General features: G+C 67.3%; 25 protein-coding genes. 17 read left to right on the forward strand and 8 right to left on the reverse strand.

Annotated elements, in window-relative coordinates; translation table 11 throughout:
• From C666_RS05370 to C666_RS05380, 3 genes are all read left to right on the forward strand, one after another.
• Window positions 1-350 (forward strand): L,D-transpeptidase (locus C666_RS05370; RefSeq protein ID WP_004334970.1); only part of this gene is annotated, 350 nt, incomplete at its 5' end.
• Entirely contained in the window at window positions 347-826 is a 480-nt protein-coding gene (locus C666_RS05375; protein ID WP_004334971.1) for a GNAT family N-acetyltransferase, read from the forward strand. The genes C666_RS05370 and C666_RS05375, both read left to right, overlap by 4 nt.
• Entirely contained in the window at window positions 819-1,592 is a 774-nt protein-coding gene (locus C666_RS05380; protein ID WP_004334973.1) for a spermine/spermidine synthase domain-containing protein, read from the forward strand. The genes C666_RS05375 and C666_RS05380 overlap by 8 nt, the downstream gene beginning before the upstream one ends.
• Here the strand turns inward: C666_RS05380 and C666_RS05385 are convergent.
• From C666_RS05385 to ygfZ, 3 genes are read right to left on the reverse strand one after another with little or no spacing between them, the layout of a single operon-like run.
• Window positions 1,589-2,413 (reverse strand): NRDE family protein, encoded by an 825-nt coding sequence (locus C666_RS05385; protein WP_004334975.1) that lies wholly within the window; start codon window positions 2,411-2,413, stop codon window positions 1,589-1,591. The genes C666_RS05380 and C666_RS05385 overlap by 4 nt on opposite strands.
• 4 nt (window positions 2,414-2,417) lie before the next feature.
• Window positions 2,418-2,759 (reverse strand): DUF4936 family protein, encoded by a 342-nt coding sequence (locus tag C666_RS05390; RefSeq protein WP_004334978.1) that lies wholly within the window; start codon window positions 2,757-2,759, stop codon window positions 2,418-2,420.
• 37 nt (window positions 2,760-2,796) lie between these two features.
• Window positions 2,797-3,831 (reverse strand): CAF17-like 4Fe-4S cluster assembly/insertion protein YgfZ, encoded by a 1,035-nt coding sequence (gene ygfZ / locus C666_RS05395; RefSeq protein WP_004334979.1) that lies wholly within the window; start codon window positions 3,829-3,831, stop codon window positions 2,797-2,799.
• A 151-nt stretch (window positions 3,832-3,982) separates the two neighbouring features.
• Here ygfZ and mltG point away from each other — a divergent pair, with 151 nt between their 5' ends.
• The 6 genes from mltG to C666_RS05425 all read left to right on the forward strand — a co-directional run bounded on the left by mltG (window position 3,983) and on the right by C666_RS05425 (window position 8,623).
• Window positions 3,983-4,999 carry an endolytic transglycosylase MltG gene (gene mltG, locus C666_RS05400; protein WP_004334982.1) on the forward strand — a complete coding sequence of 339 codons (1,017 nt, stop codon included), beginning with the start codon at window positions 3,983-3,985 and terminating at the stop codon, window positions 4,997-4,999.
• Entirely contained in the window at window positions 4,996-5,649 is a 654-nt protein-coding gene (gene tmk, locus C666_RS05405; RefSeq protein ID WP_004334983.1) for a dTMP kinase, read from the forward strand. Before mltG ends, tmk begins: the two co-directional genes overlap by 4 nt.
• A complete protein-coding gene (holB, locus tag C666_RS05410) occupies window positions 5,646-6,710 on the forward strand; it encodes a DNA polymerase III subunit delta' (protein WP_004334985.1) in 1,065 nt (354 codons plus the stop codon). The genes tmk and holB overlap by 4 nt, the downstream gene beginning before the upstream one ends.
• A complete protein-coding gene (locus C666_RS05415; RefSeq protein ID WP_004334987.1) occupies window positions 6,707-7,072 on the forward strand; it encodes a PilZ domain-containing protein in 366 nt (121 codons plus the stop codon). Before holB ends, C666_RS05415 begins: the two co-directional genes overlap by 4 nt.
• A gap of 29 nt (window positions 7,073-7,101) precedes the next feature.
• The gene (locus tag C666_RS05420; RefSeq protein ID WP_004334990.1) at window positions 7,102-7,878 is read left to right on the forward strand and encodes a TatD family hydrolase; all 777 of its coding nucleotides are present in this window, start codon (window positions 7,102-7,104) and stop codon (window positions 7,876-7,878) included.
• A gap of 115 nt (window positions 7,879-7,993) precedes the next feature.
• Window positions 7,994-8,623 (forward strand): ankyrin repeat domain-containing protein, encoded by a 630-nt coding sequence (locus C666_RS05425; RefSeq protein ID WP_004334991.1) that lies wholly within the window; start codon window positions 7,994-7,996, stop codon window positions 8,621-8,623.
• 34 nt (window positions 8,624-8,657) lie between these two features.
• Here the strand turns inward: C666_RS05425 and dbpA are convergent, their stop codons facing one another.
• Window positions 8,658-10,115, reverse strand: a complete 1,458-nt coding sequence (gene dbpA / locus C666_RS05430) for an ATP-dependent RNA helicase DbpA (protein ID WP_004334994.1) — start codon at window positions 10,113-10,115, stop codon at window positions 8,658-8,660.
• A gap of 98 nt (window positions 10,116-10,213) precedes the next feature.
• Here dbpA and C666_RS05435 point away from each other — a divergent pair, with 98 nt between their 5' ends.
• Window positions 10,214-10,555, forward strand: a complete 342-nt coding sequence (locus C666_RS05435; RefSeq protein WP_004334997.1) for a zinc ribbon domain-containing protein YjdM — start codon at window positions 10,214-10,216, stop codon at window positions 10,553-10,555.
• 34 nt (window positions 10,556-10,589) lie between these two features.
• On the opposite strand, the gene C666_RS05440 is transcribed toward C666_RS05435, so the two are convergent.
• The 3 genes from C666_RS05440 to murJ form a co-directional block, all read right to left on the reverse strand.
• Window positions 10,590-11,147, reverse strand: a complete 558-nt coding sequence (locus C666_RS05440) for a mechanosensitive ion channel family protein (protein ID WP_004335000.1) — start codon at window positions 11,145-11,147, stop codon at window positions 10,590-10,592.
• Window positions 11,148-11,257: 110 nt separating this feature from the next.
• Window positions 11,258-12,064 carry a DUF429 domain-containing protein gene (locus C666_RS05445; RefSeq protein WP_004335003.1) on the reverse strand — a complete coding sequence of 269 codons (807 nt, stop codon included), beginning with the start codon at window positions 12,062-12,064 and terminating at the stop codon, window positions 11,258-11,260.
• A 74-nt stretch (window positions 12,065-12,138) separates the two neighbouring features.
• Window positions 12,139-13,674 (reverse strand): murein biosynthesis integral membrane protein MurJ, encoded by a 1,536-nt coding sequence (gene murJ / locus C666_RS05450; protein ID WP_004335006.1) that lies wholly within the window; start codon window positions 13,672-13,674, stop codon window positions 12,139-12,141.
• Window positions 13,675-13,885: 211 nt separating this feature from the next.
• Here murJ and rpsT point away from each other — a divergent pair, with 211 nt between their 5' ends.
• The gene (rpsT, locus tag C666_RS05455) at window positions 13,886-14,152 is read left to right on the forward strand and encodes a 30S ribosomal protein S20 (RefSeq protein WP_004335008.1); all 267 of its coding nucleotides are present in this window, start codon (window positions 13,886-13,888) and stop codon (window positions 14,150-14,152) included.
• Between the two features lie 100 nt (window positions 14,153-14,252).
• On the opposite strand, the gene C666_RS05460 is transcribed toward rpsT, so the two are convergent.
• Entirely contained in the window at window positions 14,253-14,543 is a 291-nt protein-coding gene (locus tag C666_RS05460; RefSeq protein WP_028792082.1) for a DUF3579 domain-containing protein, read from the reverse strand.
• A 231-nt stretch (window positions 14,544-14,774) separates the two neighbouring features.
• Between C666_RS05460 and C666_RS05465 the strand changes: the two genes are divergently transcribed.
• The 6 genes from C666_RS05465 to C666_RS05490 all read left to right on the forward strand — a co-directional run bounded on the left by C666_RS05465 (window position 14,775) and on the right by C666_RS05490 (window position 19,401).
• Window positions 14,775-15,950, forward strand: coding sequence for an aspartate aminotransferase family protein (locus C666_RS05465; protein ID WP_028792083.1), 1,176 nt, complete (start codon window positions 14,775-14,777; stop codon window positions 15,948-15,950).
• A 9-nt stretch (window positions 15,951-15,959) separates the two neighbouring features.
• Entirely contained in the window at window positions 15,960-16,886 is a 927-nt protein-coding gene (gene argF, locus C666_RS05470) for an ornithine carbamoyltransferase (RefSeq protein ID WP_004335015.1), read from the forward strand.
• A gap of 153 nt (window positions 16,887-17,039) precedes the next feature.
• Window positions 17,040-18,269: an argininosuccinate synthase gene (locus C666_RS05475; RefSeq protein WP_004335017.1), complete on the forward strand. Its 1,230-nt coding sequence runs from the start codon at window positions 17,040-17,042 to the stop codon at window positions 18,267-18,269.
• Window positions 18,270-18,317: 48 nt separating this feature from the next.
• On the forward strand, window positions 18,318-18,545 hold the full coding sequence (locus C666_RS05480) for a DUF2788 domain-containing protein (RefSeq protein WP_004335019.1): 228 nt from the start codon (window positions 18,318-18,320) through the stop codon (window positions 18,543-18,545).
• A gap of 13 nt (window positions 18,546-18,558) precedes the next feature.
• Entirely contained in the window at window positions 18,559-18,882 is a 324-nt protein-coding gene (gene ppnP, locus C666_RS05485; protein ID WP_004335022.1) for a pyrimidine/purine nucleoside phosphorylase, read from the forward strand.
• A gap of 33 nt (window positions 18,883-18,915) precedes the next feature.
• A complete protein-coding gene (locus tag C666_RS05490; RefSeq protein WP_004335025.1) occupies window positions 18,916-19,401 on the forward strand; it encodes a YajQ family cyclic di-GMP-binding protein in 486 nt (161 codons plus the stop codon).
• The last annotated feature ends 17 nt before the right edge of the window (window positions 19,402-19,418 follow it).

Raw genomic sequence — 19,418 nt, forward strand, 5'->3', positions numbered from 1 at the left:
CGCGCGGCCGCCACCGCATCCGTGCCCGCATCGGCGCCGGCGCGCCCGCCGGAGCGGTGTTCCGCGGCCGCCGTCCGACCGGGGAGTGCTGGACGCCGGCGTTCGCCGCGGCGCATCCGGGGCGAGACTGGATCCTGAGCCGCATCCTGTGGCTGTGTGGCGAAGAAGTGGGCCACAACCGCCTCGGCAACGTCGATTCGATGCGGCGTTACATCTACATCCACGGCACCGGCGACGACCAGCCGATGGGCGTGCCCTTGTCGCATGGCTGCGTGCGCATGCGCAGCCGCGACATCATCGAGCTGTTCGAACTGGTGCCGGCCGGTACGCGCGTGGATATCCACGAATGAAGGACGGAAGCTGCGCCGGCGCGGGCCTTGATCCCCGTATCGAAATCGCCGACTGGCAGGCCGCGCAGGCGCGTGTGATGCCGCTGCGGATGCGGGTGTTCGTCGTCGAGCAGGGTGTGCCGGCCGACATCGAACTGGACGAGTTCGACCCATGCAGCCGCCATGCGATCGCCACCGATGCGGACGGCGAGGTGATCGCGACCGGCCGCCTGCTGCCGGATGGCCATATCGGGCGAATGGCGGTGGATGCCGGTTGGCGGGGGCGGGGGGTCGGAGGGGCCGTGCTCGAAGCGCTGGCGGCGGAGGCTGCGGCGCACGGCATGCCGAAGGTGATGCTGAACGCCCAGTTGCGGGCGCTTGGCTTCTACCGCCGGCACGGCTTCGCAGAATACGGCGAGGCCTTCATGGAAGCCGGCATTCCGCATCGGGCGATGCAGCGTGCCGCCGCGCATCGGGCAGGCGTGGCCGATGAGTGAACGGCCCGGCAACGACCGCCCCTTCGTCGCCGAGCTCGGCGACCTGCGCTCGCTGCAGTTCGATGGCCTGACGGTGCAGAGCGTGATGTCGGTGAGCCGGCCCGATACGCTGGCGCTGGACTACACGCGGGCGATGATGGGTTTTCTGCTGTTCAACCCGCAGCCGCGCCATATCGTCATGATCGGCTTGGGTGGCGGTTCGCTGGCCAAGTACTGCCTGCGCAGCCTGCCCGATGCGCGCTTTACCGCGGTCGAGATCAATCCCGAGGTGATCGCGCTGCGCGAGCGCTTCGGCATTCCCCCGGATGGCGAGCGCTTCCAGGTGGTGTGCGCCGATGGCGCCGACTACGTGCGCGACGGCGGCGAACCCGACGTGCTGCTGGTGGACGGGTTCAACGCCGCGGGCCTGCCGGAACGCCTGGGCAGCGCGGATTTCTATGCCGACTGCCGCCGCCTGCTGGCGCCGGGCGGCGTGTTGGCGATCAACCACTGGACCGGGGACGGCCGCTATGCCCTCCATGCGGCGCGGCTGCGCGAGGCCTTCGATGGCCGCGTGCTGACGATTCCGGCGGAAGACGGTGACAACCGCATCAGTTTCGCGGTATCCGGTCCGTCCTTTCCGCCCTCGCGCGGACAGATACTGGGGCGCAGCGTAGCCCTGGCGGGCCTGCATTGCTTCGACATCGCCGATATCGCGCGGCGTGTGCTGGCACGGCTCGACCGCATCATGGGCAGGCGGGCGGGCAGCGCGCGGGCGGGCGACTAGGCAGGCCGCCTGTCCGGCATGCCTGCCTCCGGTGCAGGGCTGGAAGGGCGCGCGGGCGGTGGCTGCGCGGCGAAGCGGTGGGTGACGTCGCCGTGGGGTTCGCCGCGTTCATCCCAGGTCCATTCGCGCAGGCGGGTGTTGCCCTCGCGGTCGACCGTGAGCAGGCTCGAACAGCGCGTGCCATAGCCCGGCGCGCGGATGAAGGGGGATGACAGCCAGCGTTCCCACTCGACGCTGACGCCGGTGTCGGGCAGGTGGAGGTCCGGCGCGGGCGTGTCGTCGCGCAGCAAGGCGAGCGCGGCATCGTCGTCGGGCAGGTTCGGGAGCAGCGCCGCCAGGCGCTCGCGCGCCTTCAGCAGCTTGGGCCAGGGCGTGTCGAGCAGGTGGTTCGACAGGCCATAGATGCCCGCTTCCAGCATCCTGACCGCGCCGGTGGTGCTCTCCAGCACGCCGAGGCTGCGGCCGTCGCCCACGAGCAGGTTGAACGCCGCGTAGGCCGCGCTGCCGGTGGCGAGATGCTTCAGTGTCGTTTCGGCATCGTCGCCGGCTTCGAGCGCGTTCCGGACCAGGGCGCCGCGCGAGGGGGCGCCTTCGATGTGGCGGCTGGGATCGCGGTAATTGGTCAGCGCGGCGAAGCGGCCGCCGCGGCTCAGGCCCATCCACGTGCCGCCGGCTTCCAGGTCGCGCCCGGCGAGCAGTTCGGGGGCGTCGGTCCACCAGTGCGCGGGCACCGCCGGGCGGGCGAGGTATTCGTCGCGGTTGGCGGCGACGACCAGCGGATAGTCGGGGTGGCGCTGCCACGCGAAGACGATCAGGCACATGGGCTCAGGGGTTCTCGGTAAAGCATTCGACGTGGCGCATGCCGTCCGCCGCCAGCAGGTCGGCCAGGCGATGGGCGAGGGTGGCGGCTTCCAGTGCGCGCCTGAAGACCTCGGGATCGGCGATGTCTTCGTACACTTCCATCCAGGTGGCCGCATCGTCGGCCCGCCGCATCAGGCGTCCGCGGATGCCGGTGCGCTGCGCGAGCTCTGCCTGCATCGCGCGAACCCGCGTGCGCGCAGCCGCGGCATCGGCATCGGGACGCAGCCGGTAGTACAGGTAGAGATGCACGGCTGCCGCGGGGGCGCTGGAGCAAGAGAGGCCGGGGCCGGAGGTAGCCGTGTTCATCGTGGAAGCGCTCGGGGCGGACCGCTGCGGGGGCGGCTCAGCCGAGCCCGTAGGGCAGATCGCGCAGCGCGAGGCGCGGGCCGTCGACGCTGCCGAGGTGGATCTCGCCCGCCTCGGCGCTGCTGTTCTGCAGCACGGCGAGTGCTTCGAAGCCGCCGTCGGCGGTCGGCGCGGCATTGACGATCTTGCCGGCGGACTGCTCGCCGAAGGCCGGCGCATAGAGGTCGGCGCCCGCAGGCGGCAAGGCCGCGTCCGGCGATGCGGCGACGCGGTACATGCGCTTCTTCAGCTTGCCGAGATACTGCGAGCGGGCGACGATTTCCTGGCCGGGATAACAGCCTTTCTTGAAGCTCACGCCGCCGATCAGCTCGTAGTTGAGCATCTGCGCGACGAACTCCTCCTGCGTCGGCTGCGTGACGAGGGGGATACCGGCGCGGATCATCGCCAGCTGCCAGGCGCCGGTGCCGGCCTTGATGGCGCCGGCCGCCTGCAGGGCGTCGAACAGTGCCGGAGCCGCGTCGGCGGCGGCCGCGACGACGAAGTTGCGTTCGTCGAGGCGGATGCAGCGCGGGGCATCGCCGCCGCCGGCCTGCTTCATCGGCGCGCCAGGCACCGGGAGGCCGGCCTCGGCGAGAACGGCGGCGGCATCGGCGCCGCCGATGCCGAGCAGGACGAGGTCTTCGCTGGCGTTGGCCAGTTTCACCTTGCTGCGCAGCACGTACATCGAGAATTTCTTGAGGAAGGCCGGCAGGATGTCGGCCGACAGCGCCAGCGCGTGGCCATTGGCTTCCGGCCAGATCAGGAAGCTGGCGATCATGCGGCCCTTGGCCGAATTGAAGCTGTTCCACGCGGCGCCGTCGGCTGCCAGGTTCTGCACGTCGTTGGAGACGAGGTTGTGGATGAAGGCGGCGGAGTCGGGACCGACCGAGCGCACCGTGCCCAGGTGCAGCAGCGGCACGACGACGGTCGAGTCGGTCGCGGCACGGGCTTCGTCGGCGGAAGCAGCGAAATGGATGCCATTGTCGGTCAGGGTGGCGCCCTGCCGGGCGAGGAAGTCGGTCCAGGCGGTCATGTGATTTATATGCGTTCTGATGGGGCTGTGGTCGGGGTCGGTCGCCGCGCGCGGGCTGCGGCAAGGGGCGGCCCGACGGTGCGATGCAGTATTATAGGCGCCCGCCAAACGGCGGTCGCCCCTGCGCCCGCCATGGTCTTGCCGATCGACGATGAAACGTTTCCTGCTCCGCTCCGTCCTGCTGCTCCTGATGCTTGCCTTCGCCGCCGCGGGGGCGGGCTGGTGGTTCGCGCACCGGCCTCTCGCGCTGAAGGGCGAGGTGGTGGATTTCACCGTGCAGCGCGGGCTGGGCATGCGCCAGGCCGCCAGCGTCATCGCCCAGGCCGGCGTCGACGTGGATCCGGCATGGCTGAGCTGGCTCGCCCGCATCGGCGGCCGCGCCCACACGATCAAGGCCGGCAGCTACGAGGTTCATGCCGGCATCACCCCGTGGCAACTCGTGCTCAAGCTCTCGGATGGCGACGTGTCGCAGGCCGACGTGCTGCTGGTGGAAGGCTGGACGTTCGGCCAGGTACGCAAGGCGCTGGAGGGCCATTCCGAACTGGAGGCCGACACGGCGGGCCTGAGCGATGCCGAAGTGCTCGCCCGCATCGGCGCCGCGGAACCGCATCCGGAGGGTTTGTTCTTCCCGGACACCTATCTCTTCGACAAGCGCTCGAGCGCGTCCGGCGTGCTGCGCCGCGCCTACCACGCGATGCAGCAGCGCCTGGACAAGGCCTGGGCCGCGCGCGATCCGGCCCTGCCGCTCAAGTCTCCCTACGAGGCGCTCGTGCTCGCCTCGATCATCGAGAAGGAAACCGGCCGTGCCGAGGATCGTGCCCTGGTCGCCTCGGTGTTCGCCAACCGCCTGCGCATCGGCATGCCGCTGCAGACCGATCCGACGGTGATCTACGGCCTCGGCGCGGATTTCGACGGCCGCCTGAGGCGCAAGCACCTCGAAACCGATCATCCCTGGAACACCTACACGCGTGGCGGCCTGCCGCCGACGCCGATCGCCATGCCCGGCCCTGATGCCTTGCAGGCGGCGGTGCGTCCGCAGCAGAGCGAATTCCTCTACTTCGTCGCGCGTGGCGATGGCAGCAGCCAGTTCTCGCGCACGCTGGCCGAACACAATCAGGCGGTGAACCGTTTCATCCGCAACGGCGGCAAACCCGGGAGCAAGCCTTGAACGAGAACGTCCTGAACCGTGGCGAACATCCGCCGTGCGGGCGCTTCATCACCTTCGAGGGCATCGATGGCGCGGGCAAGAGCAGCCAGATCGCCGCCGTCGCCGCCTTGCTGCGCGCGCGCGGCATCGAGGTCGAGCAGTCGCGCGAGCCGGGCGGAACCCCGCTCGGCGAAAGCCTGCGCGAACTGCTGCTGCATCAGCCGATGCACCTCGAGACCGAGGCCATGCTGATGTTCGCCGCGCGCCGCGAACACCTGGCGGCCCGCATCGAGCCGGCGCTGGCGGCGGGGCGCTGGGTGGTGTGCGACCGCTTCTCAGATGCCACCTTCGCCTACCAGGTCGGCGGGCGGGGTCTGGCGCGCGACAAGTTCGAGGCGCTCGAAGCCTGGGTCCATCCGCGGCTGCAGCCCGACCTGACCTTGCTGTTCGATCTGCCGCCGGAGACCGCCGCCGCGCGTGTCGCTTCGGCCGGTGCCGACCCCGACCGCTTCGAGCGCGAGCGGCGCGATTTTTTCGTGCGCGTGCGCGAGGCCTATCTCGAACGTGCGCGCCTGGCGCCACAGCGCATTCGCGTGGTCGATGCCGATCGCGCGCCGGAGGCGATCCGCGCCGACATCGAGCGCGTCGTGCGCGAGACGCTGTTGCCATGATCCATCCGTGGATGCAGCCGGCCTGGACCCGCCTCGTCGAACTCGGCGAGCGCCTGCCGCATGCCTTGCTGTTCGTCGGCCCGCCCGGCTTGGGCAAGCGCGAACTGGCCGAGGCGCTGGCTGCGCGGCTGCTGTGCGACGCGCCCGCTGCCGACGGCCATGCCTGCGGCGGTTGCGAGCCCTGCCAATGGCGGCTGGCGGGCAACCATCCTGATCTGCACCGCGTGGTGCCAGCGGCCGACGCCGCTGCCGACGGCGCCGAAGGCGAGGGCGCGGATGCGAAGGAAGCGGGGGCGAAGGAGGGCAAGGCCAAGTCCGAGCAGATCCTCATCGAGCAGATCCGTGAACTGCAGTCGGCGCTGAGCGTCACCGGGCACCACAGCGCGCGGCGCGTGGTGGTGCTCGATCCCGCCGAGGCGATGAACGTGTTCACCGCCAATGCGCTGCTGAAGATGCTGGAAGAGCCGCCCGCCGGTTGTGTCTTCCTTCTGGTGTCGTCCGCGCCTCGCCGCCTGCTGCCGACGATTCGCAGCCGCTGTCAGCAGTGGCCTTTCTCGCGGCCGGGCGCGGCGGCGCTGGCGCAGTGGCAGGCGGGAGCGAGCCCCTCGATGCAGGCCTTGCTGGCGATCGGAGGCGGCATGCCGCTGGCGGCCGAGCGCATGGCGCAGCGTGGCGGGGGGGCGTTGCTCGAGCGCTTCGTGCGCGATATCTCCGGCCTGCAGGCGGCCGATGCGCTGCGCGTCGCCGGGCAGTGGGACGTGTGGCTGAAATCGAAGGAGGCGCTGGGGGCCGGTTTCGGCCTGCCCGAACTCGCCGACTGGATGCAGCGTTGGGTGAGCGATCTGGCCACCGTGCGCCTGGGCGGGGCGGTGCGTTTCTTTCCGGCCCAGGAAGGCGTGCTGTCCGCCCTCGCCAGCCGTGCGAGCATTGCTGCAGTGGGGGGCTGCTACAATGAAATCACGCAAATTCGCAAGGTTTCCCGCCACCCGCTGAATCTGCGCCTGGTTCTCGAAGACATGCTGCTGCGCTATGCCCGCGCCATCTCCGGAGCACGAGGATGACCCACCACGCCAAACCGCAGACGGCGCGCCCCGGCGTGTTGTCGCTGAACATCAATTCCAAGTCGGCGCTGTATGCGGCCTACATGCCGTTCCTGAACAACGGCGGCTTGTTCGTGCCCACACCCAAGAACTACAACCTGGGCGACGAAGTCTTCATGCTGCTGCAATTGATGGACGACCCGACGCGCCATCCGGTGGCGGGCCGCGTGGCCTGGATCACGCCGCACGGTGCGCAAGGCGGCAAGACGCAGGGCGTTGGCGTGCAGTTTTCGGATGACGAGGCCGGCAAGGTGCTGCGCGGCCGCATCGAGCAGATCCTCGCCGGCCACCTCGGCTCCAGCCGGCCGACCCATACGGTCTGAACCCCTCTTTCAATTTCGCGGTTTTTCCGATGTTCGTCGATTCCCACTGCCATCTCGATTTTCCCGATCTCGCCGCGCGCGAGGACGAAGTGCTTGCCAACATGGCGGCCAACGGCGTCGGCACGGCCCTGTGCATCAGCGTCAAGCTCGAAGATTTTCCGCGCGTGCGCGCGCTGGCCGAACGGCATCCACAACTGTGGGCTTCGGTGGGCGTGCACCCGGACTATGCCGAATGCGACGAGCCCGACATCGCGCGCCTGGTCGCGCTGGCCGATCATCCGAAGGTGGTCGCCATCGGCGAGACCGGCCTGGACTACTACTGGCAGAAGGACGCGCCGGAATGGCAGCGCGAGCGCTTCCGCACCCATATCCGTGCCGCGCGCGAGGCCGGCAAGCCGCTGGTCATCCATACCCGCAGTGCGGCCGACGACACGCTGCGCCTGATGCGCGACGAAAGGGCGGGCGAGGCGGGCGGTGTGATGCACTGCTTCACCGAAAGCTGGGACGTGGCCGATGCAGCGCTGGAGCAGGGCTTCTACATTTCCTTTTCGGGCATCGTCACCTTCCGCAACGCGAAGGATCTGAAGGAAGTCGCCAAGCGCGTGCCGCTCGACCGTCTGCTGATCGAAACCGACTCGCCCTATCTCGCGCCCGTGCCGCATCGCGGCAAGACCAACGAACCCGGCTGGGTCGTGCATGTGGCCGAGGAAATCGCCCGCCTGCGCGAAGAGCCGCTGACCCGCATCGAGCAGGCCTGTACCGACAACTTCTTCCGACTCTTTCGCCATGCACAAAAACCCGTCTGAACACGACTTGCGCCAAGCGCCTTTGAATGAAAAAAGCCCGGTTTCCCTGCGGGGCTCTCGCTGCACTGCCCGAAGCCTGCTCGCCGCAGCCGTGATCGCCGTCTGCAGTCTTGGCGTGAATACGGCCCTGGCCGGCACTTTCGATGATGCGCGCAATGCCGCCACGTTGGGCGATGCGAAAGGGCTCTCGAGCCTGATCGATGGCGGCATCGGGCCGGACAGCGCCGATGCCAACGGCAACACGCTGCTGATCCTCGCCGCGCGCGAAGGCCAGGCCGCCGTGATCGAGGTCTTGCTGAAGCGCGGCGCGGCGGTCGATTACCGCAACCCCGCCGGCGATTCGGCCCTGATGCTGGCCGTGCTGGGCGGCCATGACGAGGCCGCACGTGCGCTGCTCGCGGGGGGGGCGAAAGTGAATCACGAAGGCTGGGCGCCGCTGCACTACGCCGCATTCGAGGGCCGCGATGCGCTGCTCGACGCGCTGCTTGGCGCTGGTGCGGACGTCAATGCCAGGGCGCCGAATCTGGCCACGCCCTTGATGCTCGCCGCGCGCAACGGCCATGCCGGCATGGTGCGCCGCTTGCTGGCGATACCGGGAACCGATCTGAACGCCCTGAACGATGCCGGGCTGTCGGCCGATGCCTGGGCGCGGCAGAACCGCAATACCGACATCGCCGCGCTGATCGAGGCCGAACGCAAGCGCCGCGGCCTGCCGGCCCCGGCGCTGCGGATCACGATCGAGTAGCGTCGAATGGCGCCGCTGTGGGAATGGCGCCGCTTCAGTCTTCCAGCGCGCGCACCTTCACCGTGCGCCCCTTGAGCCTGCCGGCCGACAGGCGGCGCACGGCGTGCGGGGCGATGGCACGCGCCACGGCGACGTAGGTGATCTGGTCGGTGACGGTGATCCTGCCGACCTGCTCGCGGGTGAAGCCGGCTTCGCCAGTCAGCGCGCCGAGCACGTCGCCGGGGCGGATCTTGTCCTTGCGCCCGCCCAGGATCATCAGCGTGCTCATCGGCGCCCGCAGCGGCGGAGCGTCGCCGGCCGCGCCGCCGTCCCGCAGATCGGCGCCATCCTGCCAGGCGGGCTCGAAGCCGACGGCCTGCGCGATTGCCGCCACGCGGCGGCGGTCGGCATTGCTGCACAGGCTGAGGGCGAGCCCTTCGGCCTCGCCGCGGCCGGTGCGGCCGATGCGATGGACGTAGATATCCGGGTCGGGGGTGACATCGACGTTGATGACGGCCTCGAGCTGCGCGATGTCCAGCCCGCGCGCGGCGACATCCGTCGCCACCAGCACCGTGCAGCTCTGGTTGGCGAAGCGGATCAGTACCTGGTCGCGTTCGCGCTGCTCCATGTCGCCGTGCAATGCGAGCGCGTCGACGCCCTCCGCGCGCAGCAGCTCGACCAGCGCACGGCACTGCTGGCGGGTGTTGCAGAAGGCCAGGGCGCTGGCCGGCCGATAGCGGCGCAGCAGCGTGACCACGGCCTGCAGGCGCGCCGGATGTTCGATTTCGTAGAAGAGCTGGCGGATCTTGCCGGCGGCGTGCCGTTCGGCGAGCCTGACCTCGGTGGGCGCATGCAGGAAGCGCTGCGCGAGCGAGGCAATGCCATCAGGGAAGGTGGCGGAGAACAGCAGCGTCTGCCGCTGCCGCGGGCAGTGGCTGGCGATCCAGGCGATGTCGTCGTGGAAGCCCATGTCCAGCATGCGGTCGGCCTCGTCGAGCACCAGCGTGTCCAGGGCTTCCAGGGCCAGGCTCTCGCGCTGCAGGTGGTCCATGATGCGGCCGGGTGTTCCCACCACCACGTGCGCGCCGTGGGCGAGGCTTTCGCGCTGCGGCCGCATCGGCGTGCCGCCGCACAGCGCCAGCACCTTGATGTTGTCGGCGAAGCGCGCCAGGCGGCGGATTTCCTGTGTGACCTGGTCGGCCAGCTCTCGTGTCGGGCACAGCACCAGGGCCTGCACCGCGAGCCGGCGCGGATCGAGTCGGCACAGCAGCGGCAGGGCGAAGGCGGCGGTCTTGCCGCTGCCAGTCCTGGCCTGGGCGATTAAATCCCGCCCTTGCAGCGCGGGCGGTAGTGCGGCGTCTTGGATCGGCGTCATCGCCAGGTAGCCGAGCTGCCGGAGGTTGTCGAGCATGCCCGGCGGCAGCGGAAGCCCGCTGAAATCGCGGGGCGTCCCGACGGTCGAAGGGGAGGGGGATTCGGCGCTGTCGCCGCTTGGGGGGATAATGTCGTCCATGCGCAATTCTGACATCAGGCCCGGGCGGGCGCACGCCGGCGCGTTTCGTGCCCGGCGACAGGCCCGGGCGTTTTGACCATAACGACAAGGAAAACAGCATGAGCAGTCTGCCCAAGTGTCCCGAATGCAGCTCCGAATACACCTACGAGGACGGCATCAACTACGTCTGTCCGGAGTGTGCGCACGAGTGGCCGCAAGCGGCCGCCGAAGAGACGGGCGAGGCCGGGAAGGTGTTCAAGGATGCCAATGGCAACGTGTTGCAGGATGGCGACAGCGTCACGGTGATCAAGGACCTGAAGGTCAAGGGTTCGTCGCTGGTGGTGAAAGTCGGCACCAAGGTCAAGAACATCCGCCTGATCGACGGCGACCATGACATCGACTGCAAGATCGATGGCATCGGCGCGATGAAGCTGAAGTCGGAGTTCGTGCGCAAGGCCTGACTTCGGCCTTCGCCGCGCCGGCCGGCGCGGCGGCTCAAGCCCGCGGCATGTTGCGCCAGCGCCGGGTCGCGCGCTGGAAAAACAGGCTGTTGGGCACCTGCAGCACCGTGTCGCTGCCGTCGGGCAGGCGCTCCTGCAAGGTGGTGTAGATCAGGTTGATGTCGGTCACCTGTCCTTTCAGCCCCGGTTTTTCGCCGTTTTCGAGCAACTCGACATGGTCGTGGAGGCGGAATGGCCGGGTGGTGAAGATCAGCATCGCGCAAAAGATGTTGGACAGCACGCTCCAGGCGGCGAAGAAGGCCACGGCCGCCACCGCGGCAAAGCCGGTGAAGGCGGTCCACAGCACCGTGCCCGACACGCCGAAACGGTCCAGGATCGTCAGTAGCGCGCCGGCGTAGATCACGAAGGCATTGATGCGGCGTACGCCGATGACGAGTTCGGCCGGCAGGTTGTAGCGCTCGCCCAGGCGGCGCACGATGCGGCGCACCGCCATGTTCAGCAGCCAGGCGGCGAGCAGGATCAGCATCACCTGGAGGCCGAGGGTGATGAATTCGAGCCAGGGCTGTGCCCATTCGGGAAGCAGTTGTTTCATTGGCGGCCGGAGTGTGTCGTCGGGTGGCGTGGTCGGAGACGGCAAGTTTAGCCCGGGTCTTCGCCCCGGCGCAGGTGGTGGATGCCGATGGAGGCGGGCGAGGGCCGCCTTCAGGCGCCGGCGATCCAGCCTTCCAGCGGATCGACCCGCGCCGGCAGGCCGTAGCGGGGACCCCCCGCCCGTGCGCAGGCGGCGGCCTGCATCAGTGCCAGCACGGCATCGAGGCGGTCTCCGCTGGCGTCTTCGATCAAGCCGGCGCGTGACGCGGCGTCGGCCCGCAGCCGGAGCCCGCCGGGCAGGCGCCCCTCGCATAGCGCGTCGACGATGCCTGCCCGGGCACTTTGGCGCTCGGCGGTATGCTTGCGCTTGTCGTCGCTCTTGTAAGGGGCGCGCGTGAGGTGGCGCGCAAGCAGGCCGGGATAGGCCTCCACCGCGATCCGCATGGGGTCTCCGCCATGCAGCCCGGGCAGGGTCACGCCTGCGGCGAGCAGGCGCGGCGCGCCTTCCAGGAACATCAGCCCGACCGGCGGATTCACCAGCTTCAGCGGGCTGTGAGAACGTGCCGGCAGGTCGGTGGCGCGATGCGCGTAGCGCTGGCCGACGGGGCGGGTTTCGCGATAGGCGTCGAGTGCGCTGCGGAATCCGGCCTTGCCCAGGCCCGTGCAGTGCCGGACCAGTTCGGGCCAGCCTTGCGGCCAGCCGAGGTCGATGACCGCTTCGCGCGGCAGTCCGAATGGCAGGTCGAAGGCGCCGAGCCAGGGGCCGGGGCGCGCGAGCAGGGATTCGAAGGTCGGCCAGTCCGCCATTGTCTCCATGCCGGCGAGTTCGATGGCATGGCGTGCGAGATGTCCGAATGCAGCCGTGATCGGCTTGGCCCGGCGCGGGGCGGAGGTGAAGTCGACGCCGATCAATTGCATGTTCGTCGTTTCCGATGGCCTTTCGGGGCGGCAGCGCGGAGCGGCCGGCGTGGCAGAGTTTCGGCGCGCGGCCCTCAGGCGCCGCGGCGGCGGAAGTCGCGCAGACGGAAGCCGAGCGCGAGCAGCGTGGCGAAGTAGGCGAGCGCGCCGGCGCCGACCACGGCGGCAAGGCGCAGGCCGCGCTCCAGCCCGCCGATTTCGACCCACAGCGCGTCAGGTCCTGCACCGAACCACAGTACGGCGCCCATGACCGCCAGCGCGGCCAGCAGTTTCAGCGTGAATGCGGCCCAGCCCGCCTGCGGCATGTAGACCGCACGCTTGCGCAGGCCGCGGTAGAGCAGGGCGGCGTTGAGGCAGGAGGCGAGGCCGATCGACAGGGCGAGTCCGGCGTGGCGCAGCGGCACGATGAACGCCAGGTTCATGAGCTGCGTGGCGAGCAGCGTGAAGAGGGCGATCTTGACCGGTGTGCGGATGTCCTGGCGGGCATAGAAGGCCGGGGCCAGCACCTTGACCAGAATCAGGCCGGTCAGCCCGACGCTGTAGGCGACCAGCGCGCTGCGCGTCTGCATCACGTCGCCGGCGCCGAAGGCACCGTAGTTGAACAGCGTCGCCACCAGCGGCACGGCCAGCAGCGCCAGGCCCAGCGCGGCGGGCAGCGTCAGCAGCAGCGTCAGGCGCAGGCCCCAGTCGAGCAGGGACGAGAATTCGCCTGCGTTGTCGTCGGCATGCAGCTTGGACAGGCTGGGCAGCAGGATCGTCCCCAGCGCCACGCCCAGCAGGCCGGCGGGGAATTCCATCAGGCGGTCGGCGTAGTACAGCCACGACACGCTGCCGCTTTCGAGGAAGGAGGCGAAGATGGTGTTGATCAGCAGCGAGATCTGGCTGACGGAAACGCCGAGGATGGCCGGCGCCATCAGCTTCATGATGCGGCGCACGCCCGGGTCGGACAGGTCGAGATCGAAGCGCGGAAGCATGCCGATCTTCCACAGCGGGCGGACCTGCAGCGCCAGTTGCAGCAAGCCGCCGATGAACACCGCCCAGGCCAGCGCCAGTACCGGCGGATCGAAGTATGGCACGGCGAACAACGCCATGCCGATGAAGGCGAGATTGAGCAGCACCGGCGTGAAGGCGGGTATCGCGAAGCGGCTCCAGGTATTGAGCACGCCGCCCGCGAGCGCGACCAGCGACATGAAGAAGATGTAGGGGAAGGTGATGCGGGTGAGTTCGACCGTCAGTTCGAACTTGCCGGGGTCGCCGGAAAAGCCCGGCGCCGAAACGTAGATGATCAGCGGAGCGGCCAGCGCCCCCAGTGCGGCGACGAGCGCGACGATCAGACCGAGCAGGGTGGAGACGCGGCTGACCAGCGTATGTGTCGCCTCGGGGCCTTGCCGGTTCTTGTATTCGGCGAGAATGGGGACGAAGGCCTGCGAAAAGGCGCCTTCGGCGAACATGCGCCGCAACAGGTTGGGCAGGCGGAAGGCGACGAAGAAGGCGTCGGTGGCCATGCCGGCGCCGAAGGCGCGGGCGATGACGAGATCGCGCACGAAGCCGAGGATGCGGGATAGCAGCGTCATGCCGCTGACGGTGGCGAGAGCGCGCAGCAGATTCATGTATCTAAGCCGGAAGGTTGGAGCGGAGTCGACGCGCGCAGGCGGGGCGGGCCGGAATGCCGCAGAAGGCAAGCCATGCATGATAGCCGGGCTGCTGCCACTACCGTAAGCCGGGCCGCGATCGGCGATCTACGAAACATGCTTGCGTTCTGTTGTATTGCCGGATAGAATCGCGGACTTTCCAGAACCATTCATCAACGGAATCACATTTATGGCCAACTCGGCACAAGCTCGCAAGCGCGCCCGCCAGGCAGTCAAGTCTCGCGCCCACAACGCCAGCCTTCGTTCCCGCCTGCGTACCGCGATCAAGGCCGTGCGCAAGGCCATCGTGGGTGGCGACAAGGCGGCGGCTCAGTCGGTCTTTCGCACCTCGATGAGCACCATCGACAGCATCGCCGACAAGAAGATCATCCACAAGAACAAGGCCGCTCGTCACAAGAGCCGTCTGTCCGCCGCCGTCAAGGCGATGGCTGCTTGATTCGGGCATGATCCTAGCTGCGGCCACGGCCGTGGAGCGCAAAAAAAGCGACCTGCGGGTCGCTTTTTTGTTGCAGGTAGCGTTCTGAAACGGGCTGCCTTCAAAGCGGCGCATCTCCGATCCAGTCGATCTGCAGATCGTTGTCCTTGGCAAAGTTGACCATGAACTTGTACGCCATCGGTTCTATGTCGTAGAGGCGCGCATCGATGAGCACCGTCTTGTCGCCCTTCAGCGTGCAGCCCGGGCGGACGTAAGGCGAATACATCATGCGGTGGTCCGCGCCGAAGGCGGACATGACGCCACAGAGCCGATCGGCCCAGTCGCTCGGGCGGAATTTCTTCCCGTCATTGGTAACACCGACGATGATGAAATTTTCGATCTTCTGAGTCATGTTTGCGCCCTGGCCGCAGAGGTGGTGCGCCCGGCGCGCCGTCCTGCGGGCGGCGCCCAAAGCGCGGCGCATTCTAGCAGAAAACATCTTTATCGACGGGGCTGCGTGGCGCGGGCCCCGGTCCGCGCTCCTGTACAGGGCTGGCAGTTTTGGCTTAAGATTCCTGTTCATTTCTGCACGGCGGCACCTGCCGCCGTGCGCGTTTTCAGCTTCGTTCCGATCGAGGTCCCCATGTCCCATGTCATGAATACCTATGCCAGGCTGCCTGTCGCCTTCACGCACGGGGAAGGCGTCTGGATGTATGACGAGACTGGCAAACGCTATCTCGATGCCTTGTCGGGCATCGCGGTCAATACGCTGGGCCACAATCATCCGCGGCTGGTCAAGGCCATTGCCGAGCAGGCCGGCAGGCTGATCCACACCTCCAATCTGTACCGCATTCCGCTGCAGGAGCAGTTGTCCGACCGTATCGCCGAGACTGCAGGCATGGACGAGGTGTTCTTCTGCAACTCGGGCTGCGAGGCCAACGAGGCGGCGATCAAGCTGGCGCGCATGTACGGCCACAAGAAGGGGGTGGAGCTGCCTCACGTCATCGTCATGGAAAGCGCTTTCCACGGCCGCACCATGGCGACCCTGTCGGCGACCGGAAACCGCAAGGCGCAGGCTGGCTTCGAGCCGCTGGTGCAGGGTTTTCTCCGTGTGCCGTACAAGGACATCGGGGCCATTCGCAAGATCGCCGAGCACGACCACAGCGTGGTCGCCGTGATGCTGGAGATGATCCAGGGCGAAGGCGGCGTCAACGTCGCGGACGAGGCGTTCCAGCGCGAACTGCGCGCCCTCTGTGACGAGAAGGGTTGGCTGATGATCTGCGACGAAGTCCAGTGCGGCATGGGGCGCACGGGCAAATGGTACGGCTGGCAGCATGCCGGTACCCGGCCCGACGTGATGACGCTGGCCAAGGGGCTGGCGTCGGGCGTGCCGATCGGTGCCTGCGTGACGTCCGGGCTGGCAAAGGGGCTCTTCGGCCCGGGCAACCATGGCTCGACTTTCGGCGGCAATCCGCTGGCCTGCGCTGCGGGCATCGCCACGTTCGATACCATCGTCGATGACGGGCTGATGGACAACGCCGTCGCCATCGGCGAGCAGATCCGCAAGGGGCTGGCCGAGGCGCTGAAGGATGTCACGGGTGTGGTCGATATCCGCGGCCGGGGCCTGATGATCGGCGTCGAACTCGACCGCCCCTGCGGCGCGCTGATGGCGCGCGCGGCCGGGCAGGGCCTGCTGCTCAGCGTCACCGCGGAGCGCGTCGTGCGCCTGTTGCCGGCACTGACTTTCTCTGCCGAAGAGGCGAAGACCCTGGTGTCGATGCTGGCGCCGATGATTCGCGATTTCCTCGCGAACGGCTGAGGATTGCCTATGACCTCGATCAAGCACTATCTGCAGTTCAAGGATTTCACCCGCGAGGAATACGACTACCTCTTCGAACGCTCGAAGTGGATCAAGGACAAGTTCAAGCGCTACGAGCCCTATCATCCGCTGTTCGACCGCACGCTGGTGATGATCTTCGAGAAAGCGAGCACGCGTACCCGCCTGTCCTTCGAGGCCGGCGCGCAGCAGCTCGGCGGCTCGGCCATCTACCTCAACACGCGCGACTCGCAGCTCGGCCGCGGCGAGCCGGTGGAGGATGCCGCGCAGGTGATTTCGCGCATGAGCGATCTGGTGATGATCCGCACCTTCGAACAGGAAATGGTCGAGCGCTTCGCCGCCAATTCGCGCGTGCCGGTCATCAACGGGCTGACCAACGAATACCATCCCTGCCAGATCCTGGCGGACATCTTCACTTTCATCGAGCATCGCGGCCCGATCCAGGGCAGGACTGTCGCCTGGGTCGGGGACAGCAACAACATGTGCAACACCTGGCTGCAGGCCGCCGAGGTGCTGGGGTTCAACGTCCACGTATCGACGCCGCCGGGCTATGAAGTCGAACCCGAAAGAGCGGGGCTGTACGGCACCGACAATTTCGAGCAGTTCGCCGACCCGATGGATGCCTGCCGCGGCGCGGACCTGGTCACGACCGACGTGTGGACGTCGATGGGCTTCGAAGCCGAGAACGAAGCGCGCATGAAGGATTTCGCCGACTGGTGCGTGGACGCCGAAATGATGTCGGTGGCGGACAAAAATGCCGTCTTCATGCACTGCCTGCCGGCCCATCGCGGCGAGGAAGTCACCGCCGAAGTCATCGACGGCCCGCAGTCGGTCGTCTGGGACGAAGCGGAAAATCGCCTGCACGCGCAAAAGGCGTTGATGGAATACCTGGTACTTGGCCGCGTCGAAGCACGATGACCAGATTTCGGCGCAGCCAAAATCGCCTGCATGCGCAAAAGGCGTTGATGGAATATCGGGTACTCGGCCGCGTCGAGGCCAGGTAGGCGGAACGAACAACGAGGCTCGCACGGGCGTGCGTGCCGGCAATACAGCAGGAAACAGGAAAACAGCATGAGCGACGTCAAGAGAGTAGTGCTCGCCTATTCGGGCGGGCTGGACACTTCGGTCATCCTGAAGTGGCTGCAGGACACCTACCAGTGCGAAGTGGTCACCTTCACCGCCGACCTCGGCCAGGGCGAGGAGCTGGAACCGGCGCGCACCAAGGCGCTCCAGTTCGGCATCAAGCCCGAGAACATCTTCATCGACGACCTGCGCGAAGAATTCGTGCGCGATTTCGTCTTCCCGATGTTCCGCGCCAATACCGTCTACGAGGGTGAGTACCTGCTGGGCACGTCGATTGCCCGTCCGCTGATCGCCAAGCGCCAGATCGAGATCGCCCGCGCCACCGGTGCCGACGCGGTGTCGCATGGCGCCACCGGCAAGGGCAACGATCAGGTCCGCTTCGAGCTGGGCTACTATGCGCTGATGCCGGGCGTGAAAGTCATCGCGCCGTGGCGGGAATGGGATCTGCTGTCGCGCGAGAAACTGCTTGCCTACGCCGAGAAGAATGGCATCCCCATCGAGATGAAGCACAAGCAGGGCGGCTCGCCGTATTCGATGGACGCCAACCTGCTGCACATCTCCTATGAAGGCCGCCACCTCGAAGACCCGGCGGCCGAGGCCGAAGAGTCGATGTGGCGCTGGACGGTGTCGCCCGAAGCCGCGCCGGACGCCGCCGAGTACCTCGACCTAGAGTTCGAGAAGGGCGACCTGGTCGCCATCAACGGCACCCGCATGAAGGCGCACGAACTGCTGGCCAAGCTCAATGAACTGGGCGGCAAGCATGGCATCGGCCGCCTCGACCTGGTGGAAAACCGCTATGTTGGCATGAAAAGCCGCGGTTGCTACGAAACCCCGGGCGGCACGATCCTGCTGCGCGCCCACCGTGCCATCGAATCGATCACGCTCGACCGCGAAGTCGCCCACCTCAAGGACGACCTGATGCCGCGCTACGCGAGCACGATCTACAACGGCTATTGGTGGAGCCCCGAGCGCCAGGCCATGCAGGCGCTGATCGACCAGACCCAGCAGACGGTCAATGGCTGGGTGCGCGTCAAGCTGTACAAGGGCAACGTCATCGTCACCGGCCGCGATTCGAAGACCGATTCGCTGTTCGACCCGACGATCGCCACCTTCGAGGACGACCAGGGCGCCTACAACCAGAAGGATGCGCACGGCTTCATCCGCCTCAACGCGCTGCGCATGCGCATCGCCGCGAACGCCAAGGCCAGGCGGGGTTGATACGGGCCCGCGCCCGATCGTTGTGACAAGCTAGCTGGGAACCCGGTGATGAACGACGTGCTGATCTTCGGCCTGACCATGGCCGAGTTCGAGGATATTTCACTCAAGGTCTGCCTCGGGGCGTTGATCCTGTACATGATGTTCATCATCTGGAACCTGGGCAAGGAATCGAAGGCCGGCAAGTACGGCATGATGTGGATGTTCATCGGCCTGGGCGTGGGCTTCGTCGGCTTCGTCGCCAAGGGCGTGATCCAGAAACTGCTCGGCATCGAGTAAGGAATTCATCTTCATGGGCATTACCGAAAAGATCGACGGCGTTGCCGTCACCACCAAGGCCAACGTCTATTTCGACGGCAAGTGCGTCAGCCACGGCATCCAGTTCGCCGACGGCACGAAGAAGTCCGTCGGCGTCATCCTTCCGGCTTCGCTCACTTTCAATACCGGTGCGCCGGAAATCATGGAAGGCGTCGCCGGCCGTTGCCGCGTCCGCCTGAACGGCGCCGAAGAATGGAAGACCTATGCCGCGGGCGAGTCCTTCGACGTGCCGGGCAACTCGAGCTTCGACATCGAGGTGACGGGCGAGCCCTACCATTACATTTGCCATTTTGGCTGAACCCGCGGCCGATCACGTAGGAGAAGGAAAGCCATGCCGTCTTTCGATATCATGTCCGAAGTCGACCAGCCCTCGCTGCGCAATGCCGTCGAGCAGGCCAACCGCAAGGTCGATGGCCGGCACGATTTCAAGGGCACCAGCGCCAGGATCGAGCATGCCGACAAGCTGCTCACGCTCTACGGCGACAGCGATTTCCAGCTCGACCAGATCAAGACCATCCTGTTGCCCGAGATGACGAAGAAGAACGTCGATGTGCGCTGCCTCGATCATGGCGACGTGCAGAAGATCTCGGGCAACAAGGTCAAGCAGGAAGTGAAGGTCCGCGTCGGCGTCGACCAGGAACTGGCGAAGAAGCTCGTCAAGCTGCTGAAGGACAGCAAGCTCAAGGTGCAGGCCGCGATCCAGGGCGATGCCGTGCGGGTGTCCGGCGCCAAGCGCGACGTGCTGCAGGAGGCGATCGCGCTGGTCAAGAAGCAGATCACGGATTTCCCGCTGCAGTACGGCAATTTCCGCGACTGAGGGACATTCTGCGCGCG

The sequence above is a fragment of the Thauera linaloolentis 47Lol = DSM 12138 genome (genome assembly GCF_000310205.1).
Taxonomy (GTDB): domain Bacteria; phylum Pseudomonadota; class Gammaproteobacteria; order Burkholderiales; family Rhodocyclaceae; genus Thauera; species Thauera linaloolentis.

What these genes read in the sequence shown, in the direction of transcription:
- C666_RS05465 (WP_028792083.1), top strand. Translation starts at nt 14,775, where the DNA reads ATGTCCCATGTCATGAATACCTATGCCAGGCTGCCTGTCGCCTTCACG.
- murJ (WP_004335006.1), bottom strand. Translation starts at nt 13,674, where the DNA reads ATGAATCTGCTGCGCGCTCTCGCCACCGTCAGCGGCATGACGCTGCTA.
- C666_RS05480 (WP_004335019.1), top strand. Translation starts at nt 18,318, where the DNA reads ATGAACGACGTGCTGATCTTCGGCCTGACCATGGCCGAGTTCGAGGAT.
- mltG (WP_004334982.1), top strand. Translation starts at nt 3,983, where the DNA reads ATGAAACGTTTCCTGCTCCGCTCCGTCCTGCTGCTCCTGATGCTTGCC.
- C666_RS05385 (WP_004334975.1), bottom strand. Translation starts at nt 2,413, where the DNA reads ATGTGCCTGATCGTCTTCGCGTGGCAGCGCCACCCCGACTATCCGCTG.
- C666_RS05375 (WP_004334971.1), top strand. Translation starts at nt 347, where the DNA reads ATGAAGGACGGAAGCTGCGCCGGCGCGGGCCTTGATCCCCGTATCGAA.
- C666_RS05460 (WP_028792082.1), bottom strand. Translation starts at nt 14,543, where the DNA reads ATGACTCAGAAGATCGAAAATTTCATCATCGTCGGTGTTACCAATGAC.
- C666_RS05380 (WP_004334973.1), top strand. Translation starts at nt 819, where the DNA reads ATGAGTGAACGGCCCGGCAACGACCGCCCCTTCGTCGCCGAGCTCGGC.
- ygfZ (WP_004334979.1), bottom strand. Translation starts at nt 3,831, where the DNA reads ATGACCGCCTGGACCGACTTCCTCGCCCGGCAGGGCGCCACCCTGACC.
- C666_RS05490 (WP_004335025.1), top strand. Translation starts at nt 18,916, where the DNA reads ATGCCGTCTTTCGATATCATGTCCGAAGTCGACCAGCCCTCGCTGCGC.
- ppnP (WP_004335022.1), top strand. Translation starts at nt 18,559, where the DNA reads ATGGGCATTACCGAAAAGATCGACGGCGTTGCCGTCACCACCAAGGCC.
- dbpA (WP_004334994.1), bottom strand. Translation starts at nt 10,115, where the DNA reads ATGGACGACATTATCCCCCCAAGCGGCGACAGCGCCGAATCCCCCTCC.
- C666_RS05445 (WP_004335003.1), bottom strand. Translation starts at nt 12,064, where the DNA reads ATGCAATTGATCGGCGTCGACTTCACCTCCGCCCCGCGCCGGGCCAAG.
- argF (WP_004335015.1), top strand. Translation starts at nt 15,960, where the DNA reads ATGACCTCGATCAAGCACTATCTGCAGTTCAAGGATTTCACCCGCGAG.
- C666_RS05415 (WP_004334987.1), top strand. Translation starts at nt 6,707, where the DNA reads ATGACCCACCACGCCAAACCGCAGACGGCGCGCCCCGGCGTGTTGTCG.
- rpsT (WP_004335008.1), top strand. Translation starts at nt 13,886, where the DNA reads ATGGCCAACTCGGCACAAGCTCGCAAGCGCGCCCGCCAGGCAGTCAAG.
- C666_RS05390 (WP_004334978.1), bottom strand. Translation starts at nt 2,759, where the DNA reads ATGAACACGGCTACCTCCGGCCCCGGCCTCTCTTGCTCCAGCGCCCCC.
- holB (WP_004334985.1), top strand. Translation starts at nt 5,646, where the DNA reads ATGATCCATCCGTGGATGCAGCCGGCCTGGACCCGCCTCGTCGAACTC.
- C666_RS05475 (WP_004335017.1), top strand. Translation starts at nt 17,040, where the DNA reads ATGAGCGACGTCAAGAGAGTAGTGCTCGCCTATTCGGGCGGGCTGGAC.
- C666_RS05440 (WP_004335000.1), bottom strand. Translation starts at nt 11,147, where the DNA reads ATGAAACAACTGCTTCCCGAATGGGCACAGCCCTGGCTCGAATTCATC.
- C666_RS05435 (WP_004334997.1), top strand. Translation starts at nt 10,214, where the DNA reads ATGAGCAGTCTGCCCAAGTGTCCCGAATGCAGCTCCGAATACACCTAC.
- C666_RS05420 (WP_004334990.1), top strand. Translation starts at nt 7,102, where the DNA reads ATGTTCGTCGATTCCCACTGCCATCTCGATTTTCCCGATCTCGCCGCG.